Origin of the sequence: Citrobacter sp. NCU1, from assembly GCF_010231475.1 — a bacterium.
Lineage (GTDB): Bacteria > Pseudomonadota > Gammaproteobacteria > Enterobacterales > Enterobacteriaceae > Citrobacter_D.
In genome coordinates, this window is the sequence record NZ_NRDO01000015.1 from 1 (window position 1) to 26,068 (window position 26,068).

20 protein-coding genes and 1 pseudogene are annotated in these 26,068 nt (G+C 51.9%); 11 read left to right on the forward strand and 10 right to left on the reverse strand.

What is annotated here, in order from left to right:
- Positions 1-135 precede the first annotated feature (135 nt).
- Positions 136-588 carry a macrodomain Ter protein MatP gene (gene matP, locus CJP72_RS06270; protein WP_162380029.1) on the reverse strand — a complete coding sequence of 151 codons (453 nt, stop codon included), beginning with the start codon at positions 586-588 and terminating at the stop codon, positions 136-138.
- 185 nt (positions 589-773) lie between these two features.
- Here matP and CJP72_RS06275 point away from each other — a divergent pair, with 185 nt between their 5' ends.
- Together CJP72_RS06275 and fabA are read left to right on the forward strand one after the other, a co-directional pair.
- Complete coding sequence (locus CJP72_RS06275) at positions 774-2,534, forward strand: AAA family ATPase (RefSeq protein WP_162380030.1); 1,761 nt, start codon at positions 774-776, stop codon at positions 2,532-2,534.
- Between the two features lie 68 nt (positions 2,535-2,602).
- Positions 2,603-3,121 carry a bifunctional 3-hydroxydecanoyl-ACP dehydratase/trans-2-decenoyl-ACP isomerase gene (gene fabA / locus CJP72_RS06280; RefSeq protein WP_042319996.1) on the forward strand — a complete coding sequence of 173 codons (519 nt, stop codon included), beginning with the start codon at positions 2,603-2,605 and terminating at the stop codon, positions 3,119-3,121.
- Between the two features lie 94 nt (positions 3,122-3,215).
- Here the strand turns inward: fabA and rmf are convergent, their stop codons facing one another.
- The 6 genes from rmf to rlmKL form a co-directional block, all read right to left on the reverse strand.
- The gene (rmf, locus tag CJP72_RS06285) at positions 3,216-3,383 is read right to left on the reverse strand and encodes a ribosome modulation factor (protein ID WP_042320000.1); all 168 of its coding nucleotides are present in this window, start codon (positions 3,381-3,383) and stop codon (positions 3,216-3,218) included.
- Between the two features lie 256 nt (positions 3,384-3,639).
- Positions 3,640-4,203 carry a membrane integrity-associated transporter subunit PqiC gene (pqiC, locus tag CJP72_RS06290; RefSeq protein WP_162380031.1) on the reverse strand — a complete coding sequence of 188 codons (564 nt, stop codon included), beginning with the start codon at positions 4,201-4,203 and terminating at the stop codon, positions 3,640-3,642.
- Positions 4,200-5,840: an intermembrane transport protein PqiB gene (gene pqiB / locus CJP72_RS06295; protein ID WP_162380032.1), complete on the reverse strand. Its 1,641-nt coding sequence runs from the start codon at positions 5,838-5,840 to the stop codon at positions 4,200-4,202. The genes pqiC and pqiB overlap by 4 nt, the downstream gene beginning before the upstream one ends.
- Before the next feature lie 4 nt (positions 5,841-5,844).
- A complete protein-coding gene (gene pqiA, locus CJP72_RS06300; protein WP_162380033.1) occupies positions 5,845-7,098 on the reverse strand; it encodes a membrane integrity-associated transporter subunit PqiA in 1,254 nt (417 codons plus the stop codon).
- Positions 7,099-7,112: 14 nt separating this feature from the next.
- Positions 7,113-9,020: an ABC transporter ATP-binding protein gene (locus CJP72_RS06305; protein ID WP_162380034.1), complete on the reverse strand. Its 1,908-nt coding sequence runs from the start codon at positions 9,018-9,020 to the stop codon at positions 7,113-7,115.
- A gap of 12 nt (positions 9,021-9,032) precedes the next feature.
- Complete coding sequence (gene rlmKL, locus CJP72_RS06310) at positions 9,033-11,141, reverse strand: bifunctional 23S rRNA (guanine(2069)-N(7))-methyltransferase RlmK/23S rRNA (guanine(2445)-N(2))-methyltransferase RlmL (RefSeq protein ID WP_162380035.1); 2,109 nt, start codon at positions 11,139-11,141, stop codon at positions 9,033-9,035.
- Between the two features lie 97 nt (positions 11,142-11,238).
- On the opposite strand from rlmKL, the gene CJP72_RS06315 reads away from it, so the two are divergent.
- Positions 11,239-12,348 carry an MOSC N-terminal beta barrel domain-containing protein gene (locus CJP72_RS06315; RefSeq protein WP_162380036.1) on the forward strand — a complete coding sequence of 370 codons (1,110 nt, stop codon included), beginning with the start codon at positions 11,239-11,241 and terminating at the stop codon, positions 12,346-12,348.
- Here CJP72_RS06315 and zapC read toward each other — a convergent pair.
- Both zapC and pyrD read right to left on the reverse strand, forming a co-directional pair.
- Positions 12,345-12,887 (reverse strand): cell division protein ZapC, encoded by a 543-nt coding sequence (zapC, locus tag CJP72_RS06320; protein WP_162380037.1) that lies wholly within the window; start codon positions 12,885-12,887, stop codon positions 12,345-12,347. The two genes, CJP72_RS06315 and zapC, sit on opposite strands and share 4 nt — an antisense overlap.
- A 166-nt stretch (positions 12,888-13,053) precedes the next feature.
- Positions 13,054-14,064 carry a quinone-dependent dihydroorotate dehydrogenase gene (gene pyrD / locus CJP72_RS06325; RefSeq protein ID WP_162380038.1) on the reverse strand — a complete coding sequence of 337 codons (1,011 nt, stop codon included), beginning with the start codon at positions 14,062-14,064 and terminating at the stop codon, positions 13,054-13,056.
- Between the two features lie 256 nt (positions 14,065-14,320).
- On the opposite strand from pyrD, the gene ssuE reads away from it, so the two are divergent.
- The 5 genes and pseudogenes from ssuE (at position 14,321) to ssuB (ending at position 18,572) form a co-directional block, all read left to right on the forward strand.
- The gene (ssuE, locus tag CJP72_RS06330) at positions 14,321-14,896 is read left to right on the forward strand and encodes an NADPH-dependent FMN reductase (RefSeq protein ID WP_162380039.1); all 576 of its coding nucleotides are present in this window, start codon (positions 14,321-14,323) and stop codon (positions 14,894-14,896) included.
- A pseudogene (locus tag CJP72_RS06335) lies at positions 14,889-15,863 on the forward strand (aliphatic sulfonate ABC transporter substrate-binding protein). The gene ssuE and the pseudogene CJP72_RS06335 overlap by 8 nt, the downstream one beginning before the upstream one ends.
- Positions 15,860-17,005: an FMNH2-dependent alkanesulfonate monooxygenase gene (gene ssuD / locus CJP72_RS06340; RefSeq protein ID WP_162380040.1), complete on the forward strand. Its 1,146-nt coding sequence runs from the start codon at positions 15,860-15,862 to the stop codon at positions 17,003-17,005. Before CJP72_RS06335 ends, ssuD begins: the two are co-directional and overlap by 4 nt.
- Before the next feature lie 11 nt (positions 17,006-17,016).
- A complete protein-coding gene (gene ssuC, locus CJP72_RS06345; protein ID WP_162380041.1) occupies positions 17,017-17,808 on the forward strand; it encodes an aliphatic sulfonate ABC transporter permease SsuC in 792 nt (263 codons plus the stop codon).
- Positions 17,805-18,572 (forward strand): aliphatic sulfonates ABC transporter ATP-binding protein, encoded by a 768-nt coding sequence (gene ssuB / locus CJP72_RS06350; protein WP_162380042.1) that lies wholly within the window; start codon positions 17,805-17,807, stop codon positions 18,570-18,572. The genes ssuC and ssuB overlap by 4 nt, the downstream gene beginning before the upstream one ends.
- Before the next feature lie 104 nt (positions 18,573-18,676).
- On the opposite strand, the gene pepN is transcribed toward ssuB, so the two are convergent.
- Positions 18,677-21,289 carry an aminopeptidase N gene (gene pepN / locus CJP72_RS06355; protein WP_162380043.1) on the reverse strand — a complete coding sequence of 871 codons (2,613 nt, stop codon included), beginning with the start codon at positions 21,287-21,289 and terminating at the stop codon, positions 18,677-18,679.
- Positions 21,290-21,555: 266 nt separating this feature from the next.
- Between pepN and pncB the strand changes: the two genes are divergently transcribed.
- The 3 genes from pncB to ompF all read left to right on the forward strand — a co-directional run bounded on the left by pncB (position 21,556) and on the right by ompF (position 26,033).
- Complete coding sequence (gene pncB / locus CJP72_RS06360; RefSeq protein ID WP_162380044.1) at positions 21,556-22,758, forward strand: nicotinate phosphoribosyltransferase; 1,203 nt, start codon at positions 21,556-21,558, stop codon at positions 22,756-22,758.
- Positions 22,759-22,927: 169 nt separating this feature from the next.
- A complete protein-coding gene (asnS, locus tag CJP72_RS06365) occupies positions 22,928-24,328 on the forward strand; it encodes an asparagine--tRNA ligase (RefSeq protein ID WP_162380045.1) in 1,401 nt (466 codons plus the stop codon).
- A gap of 607 nt (positions 24,329-24,935) precedes the next feature.
- Complete coding sequence (gene ompF, locus CJP72_RS06370; protein ID WP_162380046.1) at positions 24,936-26,033, forward strand: porin OmpF; 1,098 nt, start codon at positions 24,936-24,938, stop codon at positions 26,031-26,033.
- The last annotated feature ends 35 nt before the right edge of the window (positions 26,034-26,068 follow it).

Below are 26,068 nucleotides of genomic sequence, written 5' to 3' on the forward strand. Positions count from 1 at the left end.
AACTGGCTCAAAGCTGAAAGCTTTACTGAACCCCCAGCCTAGCTGGGGGTTTTCTATAGACAATAAAAAACCCCGCTTTGCGGGTTTTTTTTTCGCCGTGCCATTGGTCTCAAAACACGCAGGCAGAGTCACACACTATTCTTTACCCAATAAGGCCTGCAAATCCTGCTTTAGCGTAGACATCTTACTGGCGTACTTCTCTTTATGTTCCGCGTCTTCAATCAACTGCACTATCGTCTCTGAAAGCGTTTTACCACGGCGCTGCGCAAGTCCAGCCAGACGTTGCCAGACGATAAATTCTAAATCGATCGATTTCTTACGCGTATGCTGATGCTCAGCATTAAAGTGTCGTTTGCGTCGTGCCCGTATCGTCTGTTTCATCCGATTTAGCAGCGCAGGATTCATATGCTCTTCAATCCAGGTATTGACCCGAACCGGTTCATTCTCGAGGGTTAGCAACAAATCGACGGCCTCTTTGGCTGCGCTAGCCTCCACGTAGCGGGTAATCAACTCCCCTTCGCGGTGCTTTTTCACCAGATACTTCCACTTCCAGCCGCTCTCAAGATTTTCAAGTTGTTGATATTTCATTGCGATCTCAATGTTACCGTGTAACTCTTATCAGAATATCAGCTTTTTAAGCTTCTGAAGAAAAGAATATCCAGCCTGTGAACTGTCGCGCGTCATACTGCGTGTTTCCGTTCGCTTTCCACGTGTGCAGTGTTGCCTGTTACGGTATAATCGCGTTTTTTACAACAGACTAAAAAACCTCAACTTTGACCATTACGAAACTAGCATGGCGTGATCTGGTTCCTGATACCGACAGTTATCAGGAGATATTTGCACAGCCACACTTTACTGACGAAAACGATACCTTACTCAGTGATACTCAACCGCGACTGCAATTTGCTCTGGAACAACTTCTCCAGCCATGTGCCTCGTCCTCTTTTATGCTGGCGAAAGCCCCGCAAGAGCTTGAGTATATTAACCTTCTGGCCGATGCAGTCCGAACGCTGCACACCGACGGCGGCAAGTTAGCCGGTGGTCATTACGAGATTTCAGGTCATCACATTCGTTTTCGCGAAGCAGAAAAAGCAGAAGACAATTTTGCGACGTTAACTCAGGTAGTCAGTGCCGACTGGGTTGAAGCCGAACAACTGTTTGGCTGCCTGCGCCAGTTTAACGGAGAAATCACCCTGCAACCCGGTCTGGTGCATCAGGCTAATGGCGGCATTCTGGTTATTTCTCTGCGCACGCTTCTGGCCCAGCCTCTGTTATGGATGCGCCTGAAAGCCATCGTGAGTCGCGAAAGGTTTGACTGGGTCGCATTCGATGAGTCTCGCCCTCTGCCTGTTTCCGTGCCCTCTATGCCGCTCAAAATGAAAGTGGTCCTGGTGGGTGACCGTGAGTCGTTAGCGGACTTCCAGGAAATGGAGCCAGAACTCGCAGAGCAGGCTATCTATAGCGAATTTGAAGACAATCTGCAGATAGTGGATGAAGAGTCCATGACGCAGTGGTGCCAGTGGGTGACCCAAGTTGCCAGAAGTAATAATCTGCCCTATCCCGGCCCAGATGCGTGGCAGGTCCTGATTCGTGAAGCGGTACGCTATACCGGCGAGCAGGGTACATTGCCGCTCTGTCCTCTATGGATTGCCCGTCAGTTCAAAGAAGTTGCCCCGCTGTGTGATGGGGAGACCTGTAATGCAGAACAACTTAGCCTGATGCTCGCCCAGCGCGAATGGCGCGAGGGCTTCCTTGCCGAGCGGATGCAGGATGAAATCCTCCAGGAACAGATCCTGATCGAAACCGAAGGTGAACGCATTGGTCAAATCAACGCGCTCTCGGTGATTGAGTTTCCCGGCCACCCTCGCGCATTTGGCGAACCGTCACGTATTAGCTGCGTGGTGCATATTGGCGATGGTGAATTCACTGACATTGAGCGAAAAGCGGAACTTGGCGGGAATATCCATGCCAAAGGAATGATGATCATGCAGGCCTTCCTGATGTCTGAGCTACAGCTTGAGCAGCAGATCCCATTTTCCGCCTCACTGACCTTCGAGCAATCCTACAGTGAAGTCGATGGCGACAGCGCATCAATGGCTGAATTATGCGCGTTGATCAGTGCGCTGGCTGATGTTCCGGTTAATCAGAATATCGCCATTACCGGTTCTGTCGATCAATTCGGTCGGGCGCAACCGGTCGGCGGTTTAAACGAGAAAATTGAAGGCTTCTTTACTATTTGTCAGCAGCGGGAATTATCAGGCAAGCAAGGCGTGATCATTCCAGCGGCCAACGTCAGGCATCTTAGTCTACAACCTGCGCTGCTACAGGCTGTTGAAGAAGATAAATTCAGTATCTGGGCGGTGGATGACGTCACAGACGCCCTGCCGCTTCTGTTAAATCTGGTGTGGGACGGTGAAGGTCAGACAACGCTGATGCAAACTATCCAGGAGCGTATTGCAGCAGCAACGCAACTGGAAAGCCGTCACCGTTTTCCCTGGCCACTGCGTTGGCTGAATTGGTTTGTTCCGAACTGATCGGACTTGTTCAGCGTACACGTGTTAGCTATCCTGCGTGCTTCAATAAAATAAGGCTTACAGAGAACATGGTAGATAAACGCGAATCCTATACAAAAGAAGACCTTCTTGCCTCTGGTCGCGGTGAACTGTTTGGCGCTAAAGGCCCACAACTGCCAGCACCAAGCATGTTGATGATGGACCGTGTCGTCAAGATGACTGAAACCGGTGGTAACTTTGACAAAGGTTATGTCGAAGCTGAGCTGGATATTAACCCGGATCTTTGGTTCTTCGGATGTCACTTTATCGGCGATCCGGTCATGCCGGGTTGTTTAGGTCTGGACGCAATGTGGCAGCTGGTTGGATTCTATCTCGGCTGGCTGGGCGGTGAAGGTAAAGGCCGTGCCCTGGGCGTAGGTGAAGTGAAATTTACGGGTCAGGTTCTGCCGAGCGCGAAAAAAGTCACTTACCGTATCCACTTCAAGCGCATCGTTAACCGTCGCCTGATCATGGGTCTGGCTGATGGTGAAGTTCTGGTTGACGGTCGTCTAATCTACACCGCTAATGACCTGAAAGTGGGCCTGTTCCAGGACACTTCCGCGTTCTAATCCTGAGCTTTTACAGCCAGCAACGTTTGCTGACTAGGTGATTAAAGGCGAAACCTCCGCAATGCGGAGGTTTCTTTTTTCTAAAGAGACAGAATCAGGCCATTACTACCCTGTCCGCCATGGCTTCTCGCCAGCCTCCCAGCCAGTACGACCTCTGATTCAGCGTCTGATAGGGACACATTTCTTTTGAGCGTCCGGCGATGCCGGCCTGATATCCGCGTTGATGTGCCCGTTCCAGGCGATCTCGTTTTTGTCTCTTCATGCCTCGTTTCCCTCATCTTTTATCTGGTGGAAAAGAAAACAGTGATTACGAAGTGTGCAATCACACTAAAACGAATACCGCGAAACATTGGTTCCGTCAATGCGCAAAATTCACGCCAGTGTCATATTTGTGAGCTACTCAATAAATCATTTGTACAAAAAATGTGAGCAAGAACAGCTATTTTTGCGGAATAAAAACGAAAAAAAACCGCCTCAGGGAGCAGCCTGAGGCGGTTTAATTTACAATTGTTTAAACTTTAAGGCAGGCGTTTTATCTCCTGGGCGATAGACGCGGCCTCCTGGCTCCATGCCGTCGCCAGCACTTTGACCATCTCATCATAGCCATCCTGCTGCTGCACAGCCTCAAGATGGAATGGACGCTTAATCAGCTGCCCCTGGTGATTGAGAAGCCACTCACCACTCACGATAACCTTACCATCATAGCGACCGTGGAATCCGGTCACCGTGACGTTTAGCGTGTCCTGAGTGCTTCCCAGTGGCTGGGAAGCGACAACCCAGCCCGGAAGCTGGGTATTCAGGCTGGCCACCAGCGTATTGCGCAATTGCTGGTCCAGTGGACTGGCCCAGAGATTGTTATTCGCAATCACATACTTCACATCGCTGGTCTGATAGACCACTCCATTACCTGCCAGGTAATCAGGTACAGATACCTGTTCCACCCACAGCAGACGGTTTCCCTGATTCGCGGTACTTTGCACGCCCCCCTGCGCAATGGGCAGTTGGTAATAGCTTTTACTTTCTCCACCGGAGCTGCACGCCGTCAGCCAGACCGACATCATTACCACTAGCCACTTTTTCATTGTTTCGCCCTCTTCGGCTCTGGATCTTTCTTGTCCTTCGCTTCAAACACCAGCGCGTTACTCTTATCGTTGAGCGTTTTCAGAACCGGTTGCAGTTCACGGAGTACCTGATCAAGGCGCTGCATATCCGCCACCATCTTGTTATACGCGGCAGAACCCGGCTGGAAGCCTTGCATACTGCGGTTCAGTTCGCGTAGCGTAGTTTGCATATCCGCCGGAAGCTGCTGCATCGACTCACTGGACGTAATCTTGTTCATGTTGTCCAACGTGGTTTGCAGATGCTTCATCGTACGCTGGCTTTCAGTGAGCGTATTCGTCGCCTGCTCGATCATCGGATTCAACGGCAGATTGTTGATTTTATCCAGCGCTTCCATAAGACGTTGCTGGATCTGCGCCAGACCCCCACTCACGGTTGGAATGATCTGATAGCCGCTAAACTCACGGATGCCCTTAAGCGGTGGTTCCTTCGGATAGAAATCGAGGTCGACATACAGTGCGCCGGTCACCAGGTTCCCCGTTTTTAACGATGCGCGTAAGCCACGGTTCAGCAACTCCTGCAGATGTGCTCCCACATCCGTATTTTCGCCTAACTGCGCTTTCAGACGCTCAGGCTCGATACGGATCAGAACCGGAATGCGGAAGTCATTGTTAAATACCTGACGCATATTTGGCACAAAGAACGGTACTTTGCTGACAGTACCCAGACGAATGCCACGGAATTCCAGTGGCGCACCGGGTTGTAATCCACGAACCGAATCTTTGAAGAACACCAGATAGTCAATGTGGTCGGTAAACAACGAATCCTGAATGCTCTTCTGATCGTCATAGAGAACGAACGCTGATTTTTCCGCAACCGGTTGTCCCTGATCAAGCCCTTCCGGGACGTCAAAACTGACACCGCCGCCAAACAAGGTCGTCAACGAGCCCATCTCTACACGCATCCCCGCAGAGGTGAGATCGACCGCGATACCGCTGTCTTTCCAGAAACGCACATTACTGGTGACCAGGCGGTCATTCGGCGCATTGATAAAGAGCTGATAACTCATGCTGCGCTTTTGCGGATCAAACGTGCTGGCTTCAACTGAACCGACACGATAACCGCGAAACAGCACCGGATCGCCTGGGCTTAACTGCCCTGCCTTTTTGCTGTCCAGGATCACGCGGATCCCTTTCGCATCCGGCGGCGCCAGCGGTGGAGAGTCCAGTAGATCGTATTTATCGAGTTTGTTTCCTTTATTACCTGGCTGTAGTTCAATATAGGCACCAGACAGCAGCGTACCTAAGCCGCTGATCCCTTCACGCCCTACCTGTGGCTTAACCACCCAGAAGACAGAATCTTTATGCAGCAACTTTTCCATACCGGAATTGAGGCGTGCTTTGATTTCTACATGGGTTAAGTCATCGGTCAGCGTCGCGCTTTCGACCACGCCGACATCCACGCTACGGCTTTTTATGGTGGTTTTACCGCCCTCAATGCCTTCCGCATTGGTGGTAATCAGGGTAACTTCTGGCCCCTGATGACTGTAGTGGTAAAACAGAACCCATGCCCCAATAAGTGCAGTGACGATGGGGAAAATCCACACGGGAGACCAGTTCTTTACCTTCTGCACTTTGGCTTCCCCACTTTTAGATTCCATGCTGTCAGGACTCCTCATGGTCTGGTTCTGGTTTACGGTCCCACGACAGACGAGGATCAAACGTCATCGCAGAAAACATTGTCATAATGACGACTAAAGCAAACATCAAAGCACCCATTGCAGGATAAATGTTCATCAACCCTCCCATGCGCACCAGCGCAGAGAGTACGGCAATAACAAAAACATCGATCATTGACCAACGACCGACAAATTCCACGACTTCGTAAATCAAATGCATTCTTTCGCTGTCACGCTTTCCATGCCCATTTGCGTCCCAACATAACCACGCAATCGCAATCATTTTTAACGTTGGCACCATAATACTGGCAATAAATATGACAGCTGCAACTGGATAAGATCCCTCACTCCACAGTAACACCACCCCGGCAATAATGGTTGATGGCAATTTTGAACCCAGCAAATCAGTAATCATGATCGGCATGATATTGGCTGGAAGGTAAAGCATGATTGACGTAAACAACAATGCCATCGTCCACTGCAGGCTGTTTTTACGTCGCACATGCCCTTTGGTATGACAACGAGGACACACCAGTTCATCGGCAGGCAGTATCGCTGTACAGCAAGAACAGGAGCGTAACCCTTGTTGAATTCCCGTCGTTCCCACTTTCAGCGGCTGCGCTATTTGCGGCGCGGGGGCGATGTCATCCCACAACCAGCGACGATCCACACACTGAAATGTGCGGAGCTGCAAAATACAAAACAGGCACCACGGAATGAAACTGCTGCCTACGCCAATATCGCCGTAGGCCATCAGTTTGACAAAACTCACCAAAATCCCAGCGAGGAATATTTCAGCCATCCCCCAGGATTTTAACTGGAACAAAACACGCGCCAGCCTCGCCTGGAGTTTTTCCGGCATGGCGACACGATTAACGAGCAGTAATATCGTGATCAGACAAAAGGCGGGAACCACCTGAACAAATAATAAAAAGAAAGTACCGAGACTGGCGTAATCTTCAGAAAATAAAACGCCCGGAATCTCCAGGAATGAAACTTCGCTGCTTACTCCCGCCACATTCATACTCACAAAAGGGAAGAGATTGGAGAGTACCAGCATGAATAAAGCAACTATCGCATACGCGGTGGGACGCTGCCTTGGCGCGTCCCACTCGATTGTTAATGTTGTGCCACATCGTGGGCATGCCGCTTTTTGACCATGCTCTAACGGGGGTAATGCCACCAGCATGTCACATTGCGAGCATAATATATGCTTCGCAGCATGGTGATGTTCGCACATATGTGCTCCTTTAATTATGCGCCATTCTTCAAGGCTTCAAGATACTCCCAGCGCTCAAAGGCTTGCTCAAGTTCTTGTTCCGCGTCACTCAGGTCAGCCAGAACCTTTTGTGTATGCTCATGCGGCTGACTAAAAAAGGTGGCGTCAGCAACTTGCGCCTGCAGCGTTTCCAGTTTAGCTTCCAGCTCTTCAAGCTGCTGGGGTAGCTGTTCCAGTTCGCGCTGTAGTTTATAGCTTAGTTTGCCGCTCGCTCGTTTTACAATTTCTGCTTTAGGTGCAACAGATTCCTCATTTTTTTTCACAACAGGTTGTTTAAACGCCAGATGTTGTACCTGTTGTCCACGAGCGTCGTGATAACCGCCGACATAACGTCCAATTTTGCCGTCACCTTCGAAGATCCAGCACTCTGTCACGGTGTTATCCACAAACTGGCGATCGTGGCTCACCAGTAAGACCGTCCCCTGATAACCATCAATCAGTTCTTCTAACAGCTCGAGGGTTTCGACGTCGAGATCGTTAGTTGGTTCATCGAGAATTAAAAGATTACTGGGTTTGAGGAATAACCGCGCCAGCAGCAGACGGTTACGTTCGCCCCCTGACAATGCGCGAACCGGCGTCATGGCACGTTTAGGGTGAAACAAAAAGTCTTGCAGGTAACCCAGCACATGGCGTGGTTTACCGTTAACCATGACCTCTTGTTTGCCTTCCGCGAGGTTGTCCATCACCGTCTTATCGGGGTCCAGTTCGGCACGATGCTGATCAAAGTAGGCTACTTCGAGCTTTGTACCCACATGAATACGCCCACTATCGGCCTGGAGCTGACCCAGCATGAGTTTCAGCAACGTCGTTTTACCGCAGCCATTTGGCCCAATCAGCGCAATTTTGTCGCTGCGTTGTACCTGCGCGGAGAAATCTTTCACCAGTTGTTTGCCATCAACCTGGTAATCGACGTTTTCCATTTCAAAGACGATTTTGCCCGAGCGCGTCGCCTCTTCGACCTGCATCTTCGCAGTACCCATGACTTCACGGCGTTCGCCACGCTCGCGACGCATGGCTTTCAGTGCACGCACGCGACCTTCGTTACGCGTACGACGCGCCTTAATCCCCTGACGGATCCACACTTCTTCCTGCGCCAGCTTGCGATCAAACTCTGCATTCTGTAGCTCTTCGACGCGCAGCGCCTCTTCTTTCTCCAGCAGATACTGATCGTAATCGCCCGGATAAGAGACCAACTTACCGCGATCCAGATCGACAATACGGGTCGCCATATTCCGAATGAACGAACGGTCGTGAGAGATAAAAATGATCGTGCCATTGAAGGATTTCAGGAATCCTTCCAGCCAGTCGATGGCTTCAATATCCAGGTGGTTAGTCGGTTCGTCCAGCAGCAATACGCGCGGGTTGCTCACCAATGCTCTGCCCAGCGCAGCTTTACGCAGCCATCCGCCAGAAAGGGAAGAGAGCGCCGCGTTAGGATCAAGCCCCAATTGCGCCAACACTTCATTAATACGGCTTTCGAGCTGCCACAGATTATGGTGGTCGAGTTGTTCCTGTACCCGCGCCAGTTCATTGAGATTCTTATCGCTTGGATCCGTCATCACCAGACGAGAAATATCGTGATAACGCTTCAGATATTCCGCTTGTTCCTCAATGCCTTCGGCGACAAAATCATACACGCTGCCCGCAACGTTTCGCGGGGGATCCTGTTGCAAACGCGCAACCACCAGATCCTGCTCATAGATGATGCGCCCGTCATCCAGACCTTGTTCGCGGTTGAGGATCTTCATCAGGGTCGATTTTCCGGCGCCGTTACGGCCAACCAGACAGACGCGTTCGTTATCTTCGATATGCAATTCTGCATTATCAAGAAGCGGCGCATCGCTAAACGACAGCCATGCGCCATGCATACTGATCAATGACATTTACTTTTCCTTTCAGGCCGAGGTAATCAGCCAGCAGTTGTGGATCTGGCGGTTACGGGCAAAGTCCTGGGATTGCGTTTTCTGCGTAATTTCTTGTGCTTTCAGTCCCAGTGCCGCCAGTCCGTCGAGATCCATACGGAATCCACGTTTGTTGTTAGAGAACATGATGGTGCCGCCCTTACGCAGCAGACGTTTCAGATCCTTCATCAGCGCCAGATGATCGCGCTGCACATCAAACGAATCTTCCATACGTTTTGAGTTAGAAAACGTCGGGGGATCGATGAAAATAAGATCGAATTGCTCATCCGCCTCACGCAGCCATCCCAGGCAATCGGCCTGGATTAAACGGTGCGCACGACCGCTCAGGCCATTCAGACGCAAGTTGCGCTCCGCCCACTCCAGATACGTGCGTGACATATCTACCGTGGTGGTGCTGCGGGCGCCACCCAAACCAGCATGTACGCTGGCGCTACCGGTATAGGAGAAGAGGTTAAGGAAATCTTTTCCATTGCTCATTTGACCCAGCATGCGGCGCGCAATACGGTGATCAAGGAACAGACCTGTATCCAAATAGTCAGTCAGATTGACCCACAGACGCGCGTTGTATTCGCTCACTTCGATGAACTCACCCTTCTCGTTCATCTTCTGGTACTGGTTTTTCCCTTTCTGACGCTCACGCGTTTTCAGCACCAGCTTGTTCGGCGCCATCTCCAGCACAGAGAGGGTCGCCGCGATAATATCAAACAGACGCTGACGCGCTTTCTGCGCATCGACCGTTTTCGGCGGCGCATATTCCTGAATCACCACCCAGTCACCGTAACGGTCAACCGCCACGTTGTATTCCGGGAGGTCGGCATCATAAAGGCGATAGCATTCAATCCCTTCCTGACGCGCCCACTTCTCCAGCTTCTTAATATTTTTACGCAGTCGGTTGGCGTAATCTTCCGCCACCGTGGCAGGTTTACTTTCGGAGGTGGTTTCTGCGACGTGGTAGTTTTTCTGCACGCAATCCAGCGGACCGTTTTTCGCCTTGAATTGTTTATCGGCGCGCAATTGCAGGCTGCTGAGCAAGTCCGGAGACGCGCTAAACAATGACAAATTCCAGCCGCCAAACTGGTTTTTCATGGTACGGCCGAGCAGACTATGCAACGCGATAAGCGCTGGCTCGCTGTCCAGACGCTCACCGTACGGTGGGTTACTGATAACTGTCCCGTAAGGACCCGCAGGCAGCGGATTGCTCAGTTGTGCAACGTCTTTTACTTCGAAGGTGATGAGATCGCCGATGCCTGCGCGGCGGGCGTTACTGCGCGCACGCTCAATCACGCGAGCATCGCTGTCTGAACCATAAAAGCGCGAACTGTAGTCGGCCAGCCCTTTGCGAGCACGGACCTGCGCTTCGGCTTTCACTTCCTGCCACAGTGCATCATCATGCTGCGCCCAACCGCTGAAACCCCAGTATCCACGGTGCAAGCCAGGGGCACGATCGGTCGCCCACATTGCCGCTTCAATTAACAGCGTACCCGAACCGCACATCGGATCGAGCAGTGGCGTGCCCGGCTGCCAGCCAGAACGCATTACAATCGCTGCCGCCAGCGTTTCCTTAATCGGTGCCTGACCCGTACGATCGCGATACCCACGCTGATGCAGACCGTCACCGCTCAGATCGAGGGCGATACTGGCGGTGTCTTTGTTCAGCCAGACATTAATACGTAAATCCGGGGATTCACGATCAACATTCGGGCGCGGCAGATTCTTGCGGGTGAAGGCATCTACAATGGCATCCTTCACTTTCATTGCGCCGTACTGACTGTTACGGATAGTGTTATTCAGGCCGCTGAAGTGCACGGCGAACGTCGCTCCGGGATTAAAAATCTCTGTCCAGTCGATTGCCTGAACGCCGAGATACAAGTCCAGATCGCTATAAACCTTGCATTCCCCCATCGGCAATATGATGCGAGAGGCCAGTCGGCTCCACATCAGGCTCTGGTAAACAAGCCGTGTGTCGCCCTTAAAATGGACCCCACCCTGAACGACCTGGCACTCATTGGCGCCCAGGTTTTCCAGTTCAGTTTTTAACAGCTCTTCCAGCCCACGGGCCGTACTGGCAAACAGAGAATTCATATCGTCACTTTTACTCCGGGAAAATTGCTGCGCATTATAGCTAATATGGGCTGTATGTCATAAAGTTGAGGGCTTATTTTCATTTGAGGGCTGTACTGTGGTGACGCTAACCCGACTTTTTGTTCATCCGGTTAAATCAATGCGCGGCATTGGCCTGACACACGCGCTGGCCGACGCCAGCGGTCTGGCGTTTGATCGTATTTTTATGATCACCGAACCCGATGGAACCTTCATCACTGCCCGACAGTTTCCGCAAATGGTCCGTTTTACCCCTTCCCTATTGCACGACGGGTTGCATTTCACGACTCCTGACGGCAGCAGCGCGCTGGTGCGGTTCGCTGATTTCGCCGAACAAGATGCCCCAACAGAAGTCTGGGGGAACCATTTTACCGCCCGCATCGCACCCGACGCTGTCAATCGGTGGCTGAGTGGTTTCTTTTCCCGCAAGGTGCAACTACGTTGGGTCGGGCCAAATCTGACGCGACGTGTTAAACAACACAGCGGCGTACCGCTCTCCTTCGCTGATGGCTTCCCCTACCTGCTGGCCAGTGAAGCCTCTCTGCGGGATTTACAACAACGCTGCCCTGCCAGCGTGAAAATGGAACAGTTTCGGCCTAACTTGGTGGTAAGCGGTGCCGCCGCCTGGGAGGAGGACAGCTGGAAAGTGATCCGTATTGGCGACGTTATTTTTGACGTGGCAAAACCGTGCAGCCGCTGTATTTTCACCACTGTCAGCCCGGAGAAAGGTCAAAAACATCCCTCCGGCGAACCGTTAGCCACGTTGCAGCGTTTTCGTACAGCGCTGGATAATGGCGATGTTGATTTCGGTCAGAATCTGATTGCGCGCAACAGCGGCGTGATTCGCACAGGTGATGATGTCGAAATACTGGCCACAGGACCGGCAAAAGCTTATGGCGCGACAGTGCCTGACGATACTGTAACCGCAGAAAAACGCCCTGATGCAGCGGTGAATATCGACTGGCACGGACACACTTTTCGTGGCAACAACCAACAGGTTTTATTAGAACAGCTGGAAAACCAGGGAATCCGGGTTCCCTATTCGTGTCGGGCAGGTATTTGCGGTTGCTGTCGGGTACGGTTACTGGAGGGCGAAGTCAGCCCACTGAAAAAATCCGCGATAGGCGAGGATGGCACGATTCTTTGCTGTAGTTGTGTGCCGAAAACGGCGCTGAGACTGGAAAGTTAAACGGCTTGCTCAAGGCTGAAACTGTCAATAATGGTTTGTGGTTTCAGTCTGTCATTCATGATCTTTATCGCATCACCCAACTGCATTGTTCGGCCCGCGACCATAACACCAGGCTGAGCCAGCAGACAAAGCGCTGCATTTTCTCCCGGCTCCACCACCAGTAAATTGACCTGCTCTTCGGTGTCGCTCAAATAAACGCAAGCCGCATCGCCGGAGACGGGCGACCAGTTTTCGGTATGCGCAACAAAGTGCCAGCTTTTGGGCATTTGGGGTTTGAGGTAGCGAATAGCCACCAGCGCATTAAGCACCAGTTCCGCTTTTTGTTCTTTCGATAATTCGAGATCGCGGCATTTTTCTTCAAAGGAAAAATAAAGCGCTGCATCTTCTACGCAAAAACCGGCAGGTGAAAAAGCATCAGGAGTGAGCATTTTGCGAGCAAAACGCGAGCGAAATAACATGCCATTGGCCAGATCGAGCATCATTCGGTCATGCTCTTCATCATAATACCAGCGCCAGTTATCGTCAGGTTTAATTCGCATTCGTTTATCTCCTGGGCTTAACATCCTGTTGTAAGATTGTCCTGATTGCCGCTTCGTTAATTGCCTTAATAAGAAAAGACCATAATGTTTAAATAAGCAACAGTGAAGGAATATAAAACAACCAGGACTGGAAATAAAGCCATGGTTGTTCGATTAAGGGAAAAGGTTAGAGATGGGTAACGATTTCTTTAATCAGCGGCGGACCTTTAAAAATAAAGCCGGAATAAATTTGAACCAGTGAAGCTCCGGCCGCCATTTTTTCACGCGCCGCTATCACCGAATCAATCCCCCCGACACCAATAATCGGCAACCGTCCGTTTAATTCCTGCGACAGACGTCGAATAATTTCTGTACTTTTTAATTGCAGCGGTCGTCCACTCAAACCACCCATTTCGTCACAGTTTTTCATTCCCTGAACCAGAGAACGATCCAACGTTGTATTGGTCGCAATAACACCATCAATATTATGACGGACTAAACTGTCGGCAACCTGGATCAGTTCTTCTTCAGAAAGATCCGGCGCGATCTTTACGGCCACTGGCACATATTTTTGATGGGTCGCCTGCAGATCGTTTTGCTTATTTTTAATTGCCGTTAATAAATCGTCCAGCGCATCGCCGTATTGCAGTGTGCGTAATCCTGGCGTATTCGGTGAAGAGATATTGATCGCGATGTAACCCGCATAAGCATAGACTTTTTCCATACAAATCAGATAGTCCTCTTTGCCCTGCTCAACCGGCGTATCTTTATTTTTACCAATATTAATCCCCAGGATGCCGTCAAAATGTGATTTTTTAACGTTCTCCACCAGGTTATCAACACCGTGGTTATTGAAGCCCATTCGATTGATCAACCCTTCCGCATCGACCAGACGGAAAAGGCGGGGTTTATCATTACCAGGCTGAGGGCGTGGCGTCACGGTGCCGATTTCTATCGAGCCAAATCCCATTGCGCCCAGCGCATCGATGCACTCCCCATCTTTATCCAGACCTGCTGCCAGACCAAGCGGGTTCTTAAACGTCAGCCCCATACAGGTAACAGGCTTTGCTGGCACTTTCTGGCGCACAAGCGCTTCCAGCGGTGTACCTGTGACACGGCGTAATTGTTGAAATGTTAATTCATGAGCGCGCTCTGGATCGAGCTGAAAAAGGGCTTTACGAACGAAGGGGTAGTACATGAACTCTCCTGGATTCCCGGTGTGCAAACCGGGGGCGTATTATGTGCGATGTTGAAGCAAAAGGGAATTGACCTGCGGCAATAAATGGCAATGTCTACGCAATCGTTTTCTTTCTCCCCCGCGTAATTATGCGTTTTTCAGATTTTCTCTGCCGGATAAATCATTTCGATTCGCAAAATCTCTCTGTCAGACTGCACGAATTGTTATCAATGTTAGAAAAAAAATAAACAATTAGTTATAAGGAGAGATTGAGAATATGCGCATCATCACTCTGGCTGGAAGTCCACGTTTTCCCTCTCGTTCCAGTGCGTTACTGGAATATGCCCGTGAAAAACTCAGTGCTCTGAATGTCGAGGTCGCCCACTGGAACCTCCACAACTTTGCGCCCGACGATCTTTTATATGCGCGATTCGGCAGCCCCGCGCTGAAAACCCTGGTCGGCCAGTTAAAAGAGGCCGATGGACTGATTGTCGCCACGCCCGTTTATAAAGCAGCCTATTCCGGGGCGTTAAAAACGTTGCTTGATCTGCTGCCTGAGCGGGCGCTCGAAGGGAAAGTGGTGTTGCCTTTCGCGACCGGCGGTACCGTCGCACATTTACTGGCGGTCGACTATGCGCTCAAGCCGGTATTAAGCGCCCTTAAAGCGCAGGAAATTCTGCATGGCGTGTTTGCTGATGACTCTCAGGTTATTGATTATCAACATAAACCGCACTTTACACCGAATCTACAACTGCGTCTGGACCACGCGCTGGAGACATTCTGGCAGGCACTGCATCGTCGGGATGTACAGACTCCCACCTTTCACCCATCACAGGGGATCGCCCATGTTTAAACGACTCAAACGTCATTCCCCCTGGCTGGCGCTGACCGGTTTACTGTCACTTTCAGCCCTGTCTCACGCAACAACCTCCGCGCCAGAGACGCTGCGTATCGGTTATCAGAAAGGCAGCATCAGTATGGTGCTGGCAAAAAGCCACCAACTTCTGGAAACGCGCTATCCGCAAACGAAAATCGCCTGGATAGAATTCCCGGCGGGGCCGCAGATGCTGGAAGCGCTGAATGTCGGCAGTATCGATCTGGGCAGCACGGGCGATATTCCACCGATCTTCGCACAGGCCGCCGGAGCGGATCTGGTGTATGTCGGTGTTGAACCGCCTAAACCAAAGGCGGAAGTGATTCTGGTCCCTCAGAACAGCCCAATTCAGAGTGTGGCGGATTTAAAAGGGCGTAAGGTCGCGTTCCAGAAAGGTTCCAGTTCACATAATCTGCTGCTCCGGGCTTTACAGCAGGCCGGGTTAAAATTTACCGATATTCAACCCACCTTTCTGACCCCGGCGGATGCGCGCGCCGCCTTCCAGCAGGGTAACGTCGATGCCTGGGCTATCTGGGATCCCTACTATTCAGCAGCCCTGTTGCAAGGCGGCGTGCGCGTACTGAAGGACGGCTCTGACTTAAAACAAACCGGGTCGTTCTAACTGGCGGCACGCCCGTATGCTGAAAAAAATGGCGCCTTTATTCAGGGCGTGCTCAACACATTCAGTCAGGCCGATGCGCTGACGCTTAGCCAACGCGAACACAGTATCGCGCTACTTGCCAAAACGATGGGATTGCCCGCGCCGGTGATCGCCAGCTATCTGGATCATCGCCCCCCCACCACGATCGCTCCGGTTGACGCCACGGTTGCCGCACTGCAGCAACAAACCGCCGATCTGTTTTACGACAACCGCCTGGTGCCGAAAAAAATCGACATCCGTGAACGCATCTGGCAACCCACTCAGCAGGAAGGAGCAAAATTATGAGTTTGAATATGTTCTGGTTTTTACCGACACACGGTGACGGGCACTATCTGGGAACCGAAGCCGGTTCGCGCCCGGTCGATCATGGCTATCTGCAGCAAATCGCGCAAACCGCAGACCGTCTTGGCTTTACCGGTGTGCTGATCCCCACCGGACGCTCCTGTGAAGATGCGTGGCTGGTTGCAGCGTCAATGATCCCGGTAACGCAGCGGCTTAAATTCCTCGTGGCGTTGCGCCCCAGCGTCACATCACCCACGGTCGCCGCACGCCAGGCCGCGACGCTCGACAGACTCTCCAATGGCCGCGCGCTCTTTAATCTGGTCACGGGTAGCGATCCACAAGAACTGGCAGGTGACGGCGTTTTCCTCGATCACAGCGAACGCTATGCCGCCTCTTCTGAATTTACCCAGGTCTGGCGGCGGTTATTGCAAGGAGAAACCGTCGATTTTCACGGCAAACATATTCACGTTCGCGGGGCAAAGCTGTTTTTCCCGCCGATACAACAGCCGTACCCTCCCCTCTACTTTGGCGGATCTTCCAACGTGGCGCAGGATCTGGCCGCCGAACAGGTTGATCTTTATCTCACCTGGGGCGAGCCGCCGGAGCTGGTAAGAGAGAAGATCGAACAGGTTCGCGCCAAAGCCGCCGCACGCGGGCGAAAGATCCGTTTTGGCATTCGCTTGCATGTCATTGTTCGCGAAACCAATGAGGAAGCCTGGCAGGCCGCAGATCGGCTGATTGCGCATCTGGATGATAACACCATCGCCAAAGCACAGGCGGCTTTCGCCAGAACCGACTCTGTCGGTCAGCACCGTATGGCGGCGCTGCATAACGGCAAGCGGGACAAACTGGAGATCAGCCCAAACCTGTGGGCAGGCGTCGGGCTGGTGCGTGGCGGTGCAGGAACCGCGTTGGTGGGGGATGGCCCAACGGTAGCGGCGCGTATTAATGAGTATGCAGCCCTCGGTATCGACAGTTTTGTCCTCTCCGGTTATCCGCATCTCGAAGAAGCCTGGAAAGTGGGTGAGTTGTTATTCCCTCATCTTGATGTCGCCATACCAGAAATTCCGCAACCGCAGTCGCTGCATCAGCAGGGCGAAGCCGTCGCCAACGAATTTATCCCGCGTAACGTCGCGCAACGTTAAGGAATACATTGATGGCAACGCGAACACATAAAGGGTTGCTGCGCGCTGCCCCCTGGTTTTTACCGGTGGGCATCATCGCGGTCTGGCAGCTTGCATCCTCAATCGGCTGGCTTTCCGGTCGCATATTGCCCTCACCGGAGGGTGTGATTACCGCGTTCTGGACACTCTCCGTCAGCGGTGAACTGTGGCAGCATTTAGCCATCAGCGCCTGGCGCGCGCTGATCGGATTCTCGATTGGTGGATCGATTGGCCTGATGCTGGGGCTTATCAGCGGTCTTTCACGTTGGGGGGAACGCCTGCTGGATACCTCGATCCAGATGCTGCGTAACGTACCGCATCTGGCGCTGATCCCACTGGTTATCCTGTGGTTTGGTATTGATGAGTCCGCGAAAATCTTTCTGGTCGCGCTGGGGACACTGTTTCCTTTGTATATCAACACCTGGCATGGGATCCGCAATATCGATCGCGGATTAGTGGAGATGGCGCGCAGCTACGGACTGTCGGGTTTTCCGTTGTTTATCCATGTGATCCTGCCCGGCGCCCTCCCCTCGATTATGGTTGGCGTTCGTTTTGCGCTTGGATTGATGTGGCTGACGCTGATTGTGGCGGAAACGATTTCAGCGAACGCCGGGATTGGCTACCTGGCGATGAATGCCCGCGAATTTCTGCAAACCGATGTGGTCGTGGTCGCCATTATTCTCTATGCCCTGCTCGGTAAACTCGCCGATGTCAGCGCACAACGGCTGGAGCGCGTCTGGCTACGCTGGAACCCGGCATATTACGTGAAGGAGGCAACCGTATGAACACTGCACGTCTGAATCAGGGTACCCCTTTGCTGCTCAATGCGGTCACCCAACGTTACGCCAGTAATACCGTGCTCAATCAGTTGGATCTGCATATCCCGGCAGGCCAGTTTGTCGCCGTGGTCGGGCGTAGCGGCGGGGGTAAAAGTACCCTGTTGCGCCTGCTGGCCGGACTGGAAACCCCAACGGCAGGCGAACTGCTCGCCGGAACCACCCCGCTGGCGGAAATCCAGGACGATACAAGAATGATGTTTCAGGATGCGCGCCTGCTACCGTGGAAGTCCGTTCTCGACAATGTTGGGCTGGGTCTGAAAGGTTACTGGCAGGATGCCGCTCATCGAGCGCTGATGGCAGTCGGCCTGGAAAATCGCGCAACCGAATGGCCTGCCGCGCTCTCTGGAGGGCAAAAACAACGGGTGGCGCTGGCGCGTGCCTTGATCCATCGACCCGGTCTGCTGCTATTAGATGAACCGCTCGGCGCACTGGATGCCTTAACCCGTCTGGAGATGCAGGCGTTGATCGTCTCGCTGTGGCAGGAGCATGGCTTTACCGTGCTGCTGGTCACCCATGACGTGAGTGAAGCGGTGGCGATGGCCGACCGCGTGCTGCTCATTGAGAACGGGAAAATTGGTCTGGATCTGACGGTGGATATCCCGCGCCCGCACCGACGAGGTTCGGTACGTTTAGCAGAACTGGAAGCGGAAGTGTTAAACCGGGTGATGCAACGGGGGGACACGGAACAACGGGTTCGTCGACACGCCTGATAATGCCTTCTATTCCAGGCCCGGTAAGCGCGAGCGCCACCGGGCCTTTTTTTGCCGGATGGCGGCGTCACGCCTTATCCGGCCTACACGTACCTGCCAATGTATCAGGCCAACGCTTTGGTGATTTTCTCGAACAGATCGCCGGAGAGATTTTCCAGACCTTTCAACTGTTCCAGCGCTGCACGCATCTTCGCCTGCCGTTTGGCGTCATAACGTTTCAGTCGGATCAGCGGCTCGATAAGCCGTGAAGCCACCTGTGGGTTGCGGCTGTTGAGTTCGGTCAGCATTTCGACCAGGAACTGATAGCCGCTGCCATCTTCGGCGTGGAACGCCGCCGGGTTGCTGCTGGCAAACGCGCCAATCAATGAACGAATACGGTTCGGGTTACTCAGAGTGAAGGAGCGATGTTGCAGCAGGCTACGTACCGTCTCCAGCACGTTGTCGGCCGGGCTTGTGGATTGCAGGATGAACCATTTATCCATCACCAGACCATCCTGGTGCCACTTATCGTCGTACTCTTGCATCAGGGCGTCGCGACACGGCAGTTGCGCTGCCACCGCCGCAGAAAGCGCCGCCAGCGCATCCGTCATATTGTTGGCGTTCTGGTACTGTCGGCTCACCAGCGTATTGGCGAGTTCAGTTTCACCAAAGGCCAGGAATCGCAGACAGGTGTTGCGCAGCGTACGCTTACCGATATCGGCATGTTCGACCCGATATTCATCCAGATGGTTAGCGTGATAAATCGCCAGAAACTCATCGGCCAGTTCCGTCGCCAGCGTGCGGGTTAATGCTTCGCGCACGGCGGAGATCGCCACTGGATCGATAATCTCAAACAGTTCGGCCATTTCATTGGCTGAAGGCAGCGTCAGGATCTCAGCCGCCAGCGCGGGATCAATCTTCTCGTCCAGAAGTACCGCGCGGAAGGCGTCAGCAACATGGGCTGGCAGAGAGAGCGGTAGCCCTTGCTGATGGCGCGCAACGTTCAGCTTGATATAGGTCGCCAGCAGGCTTTGCGCCGCATCCCAGCGGGAGAAATCATTGCGCGCGTGACGCATCAGGAAGGTCAGTTGCTGATCGCTCCATTTATATTCCAGTTTCACCGGCGCGGAAAACTCGCACAGCAGCGCCGGCACCGGCTGGAAATAAACGTTATCGAAGACAAACGTCTGTTCAGACTGCGTCACATTGAGCACGGAATTGACCGGATGCCCCCCTTTCTGTAATGGAATAACTTTACCTTCGTTATCATACAGTTCGATAGCAAACGGGATATGCAGCGGTTTCTTCTCCGCCTGATCCGGCGTTGCTGGCGTGCGCTGACTGATGGTCAGAGTGTACTGCTCCGTTTCGGGGTTGTAGTCGTCTTTTACGGTGACGACCGGTGTCCCGGATTGGCTGTACCAGCGACGGAAATGGGAGAGGTCGACGTTTGACGCATCTTCCATCGCCTGTACGAAATCATCGCAGGTCGCCGCGCTGCCATCGTGACGTTCAAAGTAAAGTTGCATCCCCTTTTGGAAATTCGCTTCACCCAGCAAGGTGTGGATCATACGAATGACTTCGGAGCCCTTTTCGTACACGGTCAGGGTGTAGAAGTTGTTCATCTCAATGACCATATCCGGGCGGATGGGATGCGCCATCGGGCTGGCGTCCTCAGCAAACTGTAAACCACGCATCGTACGCACATTACTGATGCGGTTAACCGCGCGGGAACCGAGATCGGAGCTGAACTCCTGATCGCGGAACACCGTTAGCCCTTCTTTCAGACTCAACTGGAACCAGTCGCGACAGGTCACGCGGTTACCGGTCCAGTTGTGGAAATATTCGTGCCCAATGACGCGCTCGATGTCGAGATAATCTTTATCGGTGGCGGTATCGGTACGCGCCAGCACGTATTTGGAGTTAAAGATGTTAAGACCTTTATTCTCCATCGCGCCCATATTAAAGAAGTCGACGGCGACAATCATATAGATGTCGAGGTCATATTCGAGACCGAAGCGCTCTTCATCCCACTTCATGGAGTTTTTCAGCGACGTCATCGCCCACGGCGCGCGATCCAAATTACCGCGATCAACGTACAATTCCAGCGCCACTTTCCGCCCGGAACGGGTGGTGAAGGTATCGCTCAGTACGTCGAAATCACCGGCGACCAGCGCAAAGAGGTAACAGGGTTTTGGGAACGGGTCCTGCCACTGTACCCAGTGACGTCCGTTTTCCAGTTCGCCCTGCGCAACACGGTTGCCGTTGGAGAGCAGGAACGGATATTTGCTTTTGTCAGCAATGATTTTGGTGGTAAAACGCGCCAGTACGTCCGGACGGTCGAGATACCAGGTAATATGACGGAAGCCTTCAGCTTCACACTGAGTACATAACGCATCGCCAGACTGGTATAACCCTTCCAGCGCGGTATTCGCCGCCGGGCTGATTTCATTGACAATGCGCAGGGTAAAACGTTCCGGCAAGTTACTGAGGATCAGCGCGCCCTCTTCTTCTTTATACGCTGTCCACGGCAGAGAGTTCACGTGGATTGATACCAGCGTCAAATCTTCGCCGTCGAGGCGAAGTGAGGCATCCGACGCGCCATGACGAACAGCCTGGCTCACGGCAGTGACCACGGTTTTTTCAGCATCCAGGTCAAAGGTCAAATCAATATCAGTAATCTGGTAATCCGGTGCACGATAGTCGTGACGGTATTTGGCTTGTGGCTGTTGTGTCATAAAAAAACCTTTAGCATCTTCTATAGAGTCTCGACTCCAGTCTATTCCTGTTGTGTAAATCACGCTACGCAGAATGTTCATCTTTTCAGTCACAAACACTCTTTTCGCTACATTTTTATAACACGAGGCACGAAATGTACTCGACCCCAAAGAGCGCTTATGTTGTGATCGGGGTTCAATAAATCGCTAAACAAGGTATACTCCAGCGGTTTTCTTAGTTGTTTATTGTACTAAACGCTCCCGTGAGAGGATGCTACTGCGCACCTATGACACAATTCGCTTCTCCTGTTCTGCATTCGCTGCTGGATACAGATGCTTATAAGTTGCATATGCAGCAAGCCGTTTTTCACCACTACTACGATGTTCACGTAGCGGCGGAATTTCGTTGCCGTGGCGACGACCTGCTGGGTATTTATGCCGATGCAATTCGCGAGCAGGTGGATGCAATGCAGCACCTGCAACTTCAGGAGGACGAGTTTACATGGCTCTCCAACCTGCCCTTCTTTAATGCTGATTACCTTAACTGGTTACGGGATTTCCGCTACAACCCCGAACAGGTGAGCGTCACAAATGATAACGGTAAGCTGAATATCCGCTTAACCGGCCCGTGGCGTGAAGTCATTCTGTGGGAAGTCCCGCTGTTGGCAGTGATCAGTGAACTGGTGCACCGGTATCGTACGCCAGAAGCGGGTGTGGCCCAGGCGCTTGATGCGCTGGAAAGTAAACTAGTCGATTTCTCTGCTTTAACGGCCGATCTCGATATGTCCCGCTTCCATCTGATGGATTTTGGCACGCGACGCCGTTTCTCACGTGAGGTGCAGCAGGCGATCGTTGAACGCCTTCAGCGGGAACCGTGGTTTGTCGGTACCAGTAACTACGACCTCGCGCGTCGGTTGTCCCTCACCCCGATGGGCACGCAGGCGCATGAGTGGTTTCAGGCGCACCAGCAAATTAGCCCCGATCTGGCGACCAGTCAGCGTGCTGCTCTTGCCGCCTGGCTGAATGAATATCCTGACCAACTCGGCATCGCACTCACCGACTGCATCACGATGGACGCGTTTTTGCGCGATTTCGGTATGGAGTTTGCGACCCGTTATCAAGGGCTGCGCCATGACTCTGGCGATCCTGTCGAATGGGGCGAAAAGGCGATCGCGCATTATGAGAAACTGGGCATTGATCCGTTAACCAAAACATTGGTTTTCTCAGACAATCTTGACCTGAGAAAAGCGATCGATCTTTACCGTCACTTCGCACCGCGCGTTCAACTCAGTTTTGGCATTGGTACACGTCTGACTTGTGACTTACCGCAAGTGAAGCCACTGAATATTGTCATTAAGCTGGTGGAATGCAACGGTAAACCCGTGGCCAAATTGTCAGACAGCCCAGGGAAAACCATCTGTCATGACAAAGCGTTTGTGCGCGCACTGCGTAAAGCGTTCGACCTTCCGCATATCAAAAAAGCCAGTTAATCTCCCCGGGGGTCCGTTTGGGGCCCCCCATTTCTTGTTTATTTCCGAAATCTTTCACTTTGCCTGTGAATTCTGCTTGTCTGATTGCAGATGCCAGGTAACATAGGTATCCCCCCAATCAGGGGTGGACAAGTGTTTATTTTTTCCGACTATTAACAGAGAGAATATTATGAGCGTTGCGCCTGTTGCCGACGTACTCCAGGGCCGCGTAGCCGTTGACAGCGAAGTCACCGTGCGCGGATGGGTACGTACCCGCCGAGATTCAAAAGCTGGCATCTCCTTCCTCGCCGTTTATGACGGTTCCTGCTTTGATCCTGTACAGGCTGTCATCAATAATTCTCTGCCCAATTACAATGAAGACGTTTTACGTCTGACGACTGGATGCTCGGTCGTTGTAACGGGTCATGTCGTTGCGTCGCCTGGTCAGGGACAAAGTTTTGAAATCCAGGCTACTCACGTTGAAGTGACGGGTTGGGTTGAAGATCCAGACACCTATCCGATGGCAGCAAAACGTCACAGCATTGAATATCTGCGTGAAGTGGCGCACCTGCGTCCGCGCACCAACATGATTGGCGCAGTAGCCCGCGTTCGCCACACGCTGGCGCAAGCGCTGCATCGTTTTTTTGACGAGCAGGGTTTCTTCTGGGTTTCCACGCCGCTGATCACCGCCTCTGATACCGAAGGCGCCGGTGAAATGTTCCGCGTATCCACGCTGGATCTGGAGAATCTGCCACGCAACGATCAAGGCAAAGTCGATTTCGACAAAGACTTCTTTGGTAAAGAAGCGTTCCTGACCGTTTCCGGTCAGTTGAACGGTGAAACATACGCCTGTGCGCTGTCCAAAATCTATACCTTCGGACCGACTTTCCGTGCGGAAAACTCCAACACCAGCCGTCATCTGGCGGAGTTCTGGATGCTGGAGCCGGAAGTGGCGTTTGCCAACCTGAACGATGTTGCGGGTCTGGCGGAAGCGATGCTGAAGTACGTCTTTAAGGCCGTACTGGAAGAACGTGCAGATGATATGAAGTTCTTTGCCGAACGCGTCGACAAAGATGCCGTTTCCCGTCTGGAACGTTTCATCGACGCTGATTTTGCTCAGGTTGATTACACCGATGCGGTGACCATTCTGGAAAACTGCGGTAAGAAATTTGAAAACCCGGTGTTCTGGGGTGTGGATCTGTCTTCCGAGCATGAACGTTACCTTGCTGAAGAACACTTTAAAGCCCCTGTGGTCGTTAAAAACTACCCGAAAGACATTAAGGCGTTTTATATGCGCCTTAACGAAGACGGTAAAACCGTGGCTGCAATGGATGTGTTGGCGCCGGGTATCGGCGAAATTATTGGCGGTTCCCAGCGTGAAGAGCGTCTCGATGTGCTGGATGCACGTATGGCAGAAATGGGCCTGAACAAAGAAGATTACTGGTGGTATCGCGATCTGCGTCGCTACGGTACTGTGCCACACTCAGGTTTCGGTTTGGGCTTCGAGCGTCTTATCGCGTATGTCACGGGTGTGCAAAACGTCCGTGATGTGATTCCGTTCCCGCGTACACCTCGTAACGCCAGCTTCTAATCACCCATCACCGTTTAAAGGCCAGCTTTGCTGGCCTTTTTTATCGGTGCAATTGTCAAGTTTTGTGAGCATTAAGTAACCAAATCTAATAGCAACCCCTCAAAACCCACATTCTTGTTACGTGATATTTCTCTGCAATATTTATGCACAAAATATATTCAATTTTATGTTGAAGATAAGTTTTCCCTTAGCTTATAGCACATTTTTTGACCTTCAATTCAGAAATCCAGAAGTCTAAAAATCAAATGCACGTCAGCCTGCCAGCGGCTAAATCAAGCAACCGCATTCACCTTATATAAATTAAATATAAGAAAATCATATAAATAGAATTAAAAATGGTGTTTCAAATCAAGAAAAGGGGCTGAAACATGACGCCGCTCACAAAGTTCATCAATTTTAATTTTTTGTTACATATTTTTTCTCTTAGAAACATAATCTTTAACTTTGTAGCATTTTCACTGTAGCGAAACGGTAGTTTGAATGGAAAGATGCCTGTCAGACACATAAAGACACCAAACTCTCATCAATAGTTTCGTAAATTATTATTGACAGAATTTATTGACGGCAGTGGCAGGTGTCATAAAAAAACCAATGAGGGTAATAAATAATGATGAAGCGCAACATTCTGGCAGTGGTTATCCCTGCACTGCTGGCAGCAGGTACCGCAAACGCAGCAGAAATCTACAACAAAGATGCCAATAAGCTGGACCTGTACGGTAAAGCGGTAGGTTTACGTTATTTTTCTAAAGACAATGGCAAAAACAGCTACGGCGGTAACGGCGACGAAACTTATGCCCGTCTTGGTTTCAAAGGGGAAACACAGATTAACTCCGATCTGACCGGTTACGGTCAGTGGGAATATAACTTTGCCGGTAACAACTCCGAAGGCGGTAGTGACGCTCAGGACGGCAACAAAACCCGTCTGGCCTTCGCGGGTCTGAAATACGGCGACTTTGGTTCTTTCGACTATGGTCGTAACTACGGTGTGGTTTACGATGCACTGGGTTACACCGATATGCTGCCAGAGTTTGGTGGTGATACCGCCGCATCTGATATGTTCTTCGCTCAGCGTAACGGCGGTCTGGCGACCTACCGTAACGCCAACTTCTTCGGCCTGGTTGATGGTCTGAACTTCGCGGTACAGTACCTGGGTAAAAACGAGCGTGACAGCGATATTCGTCGCTCTAACGGTGACGGTGTTGGCGGTTCAATCAGCTATGAGTACGAAGGTTTCGGTGTTGTTGGTGCCTACGGCGCGGCTGACCGCACCAACGCTCAGGAAGGTCTGACTTACGCTAACGGTGGCGCTAAAGCTGAACAGTGGGCCGCTGGCCTGAAGTATGATGCAAACAACATCTACCTGGCGGCTAACTACAGCGAAACGCATAACGCAACCCGTATTTCTAACGGCATCAATGGCCTTAATGGCTACGCGAACAAAACTCAAGACGTCCTGCTGGTTGCTCAGTATCAGTTCGACTTCGGTCTGCGTCCGTCCATCGCTTATACCAAATCTAAAGGTAAAGATATCGAAGGCATCGGCGATGTTGATCTCGTCAACTACGTTGAATTGGGCGCAACCTACTACTTCAACAAAAACATGTCCACCTACGTCGACTACATCATCAACCAGATCGATTCTGACAACGAACTGGGTGTAGGTTCAGACGACACCGTTGCTGTCGGTATCGTTTACCAGTTCTAATAGCAGACCTCTTTGTTAAATGCCTAAAAAACAGG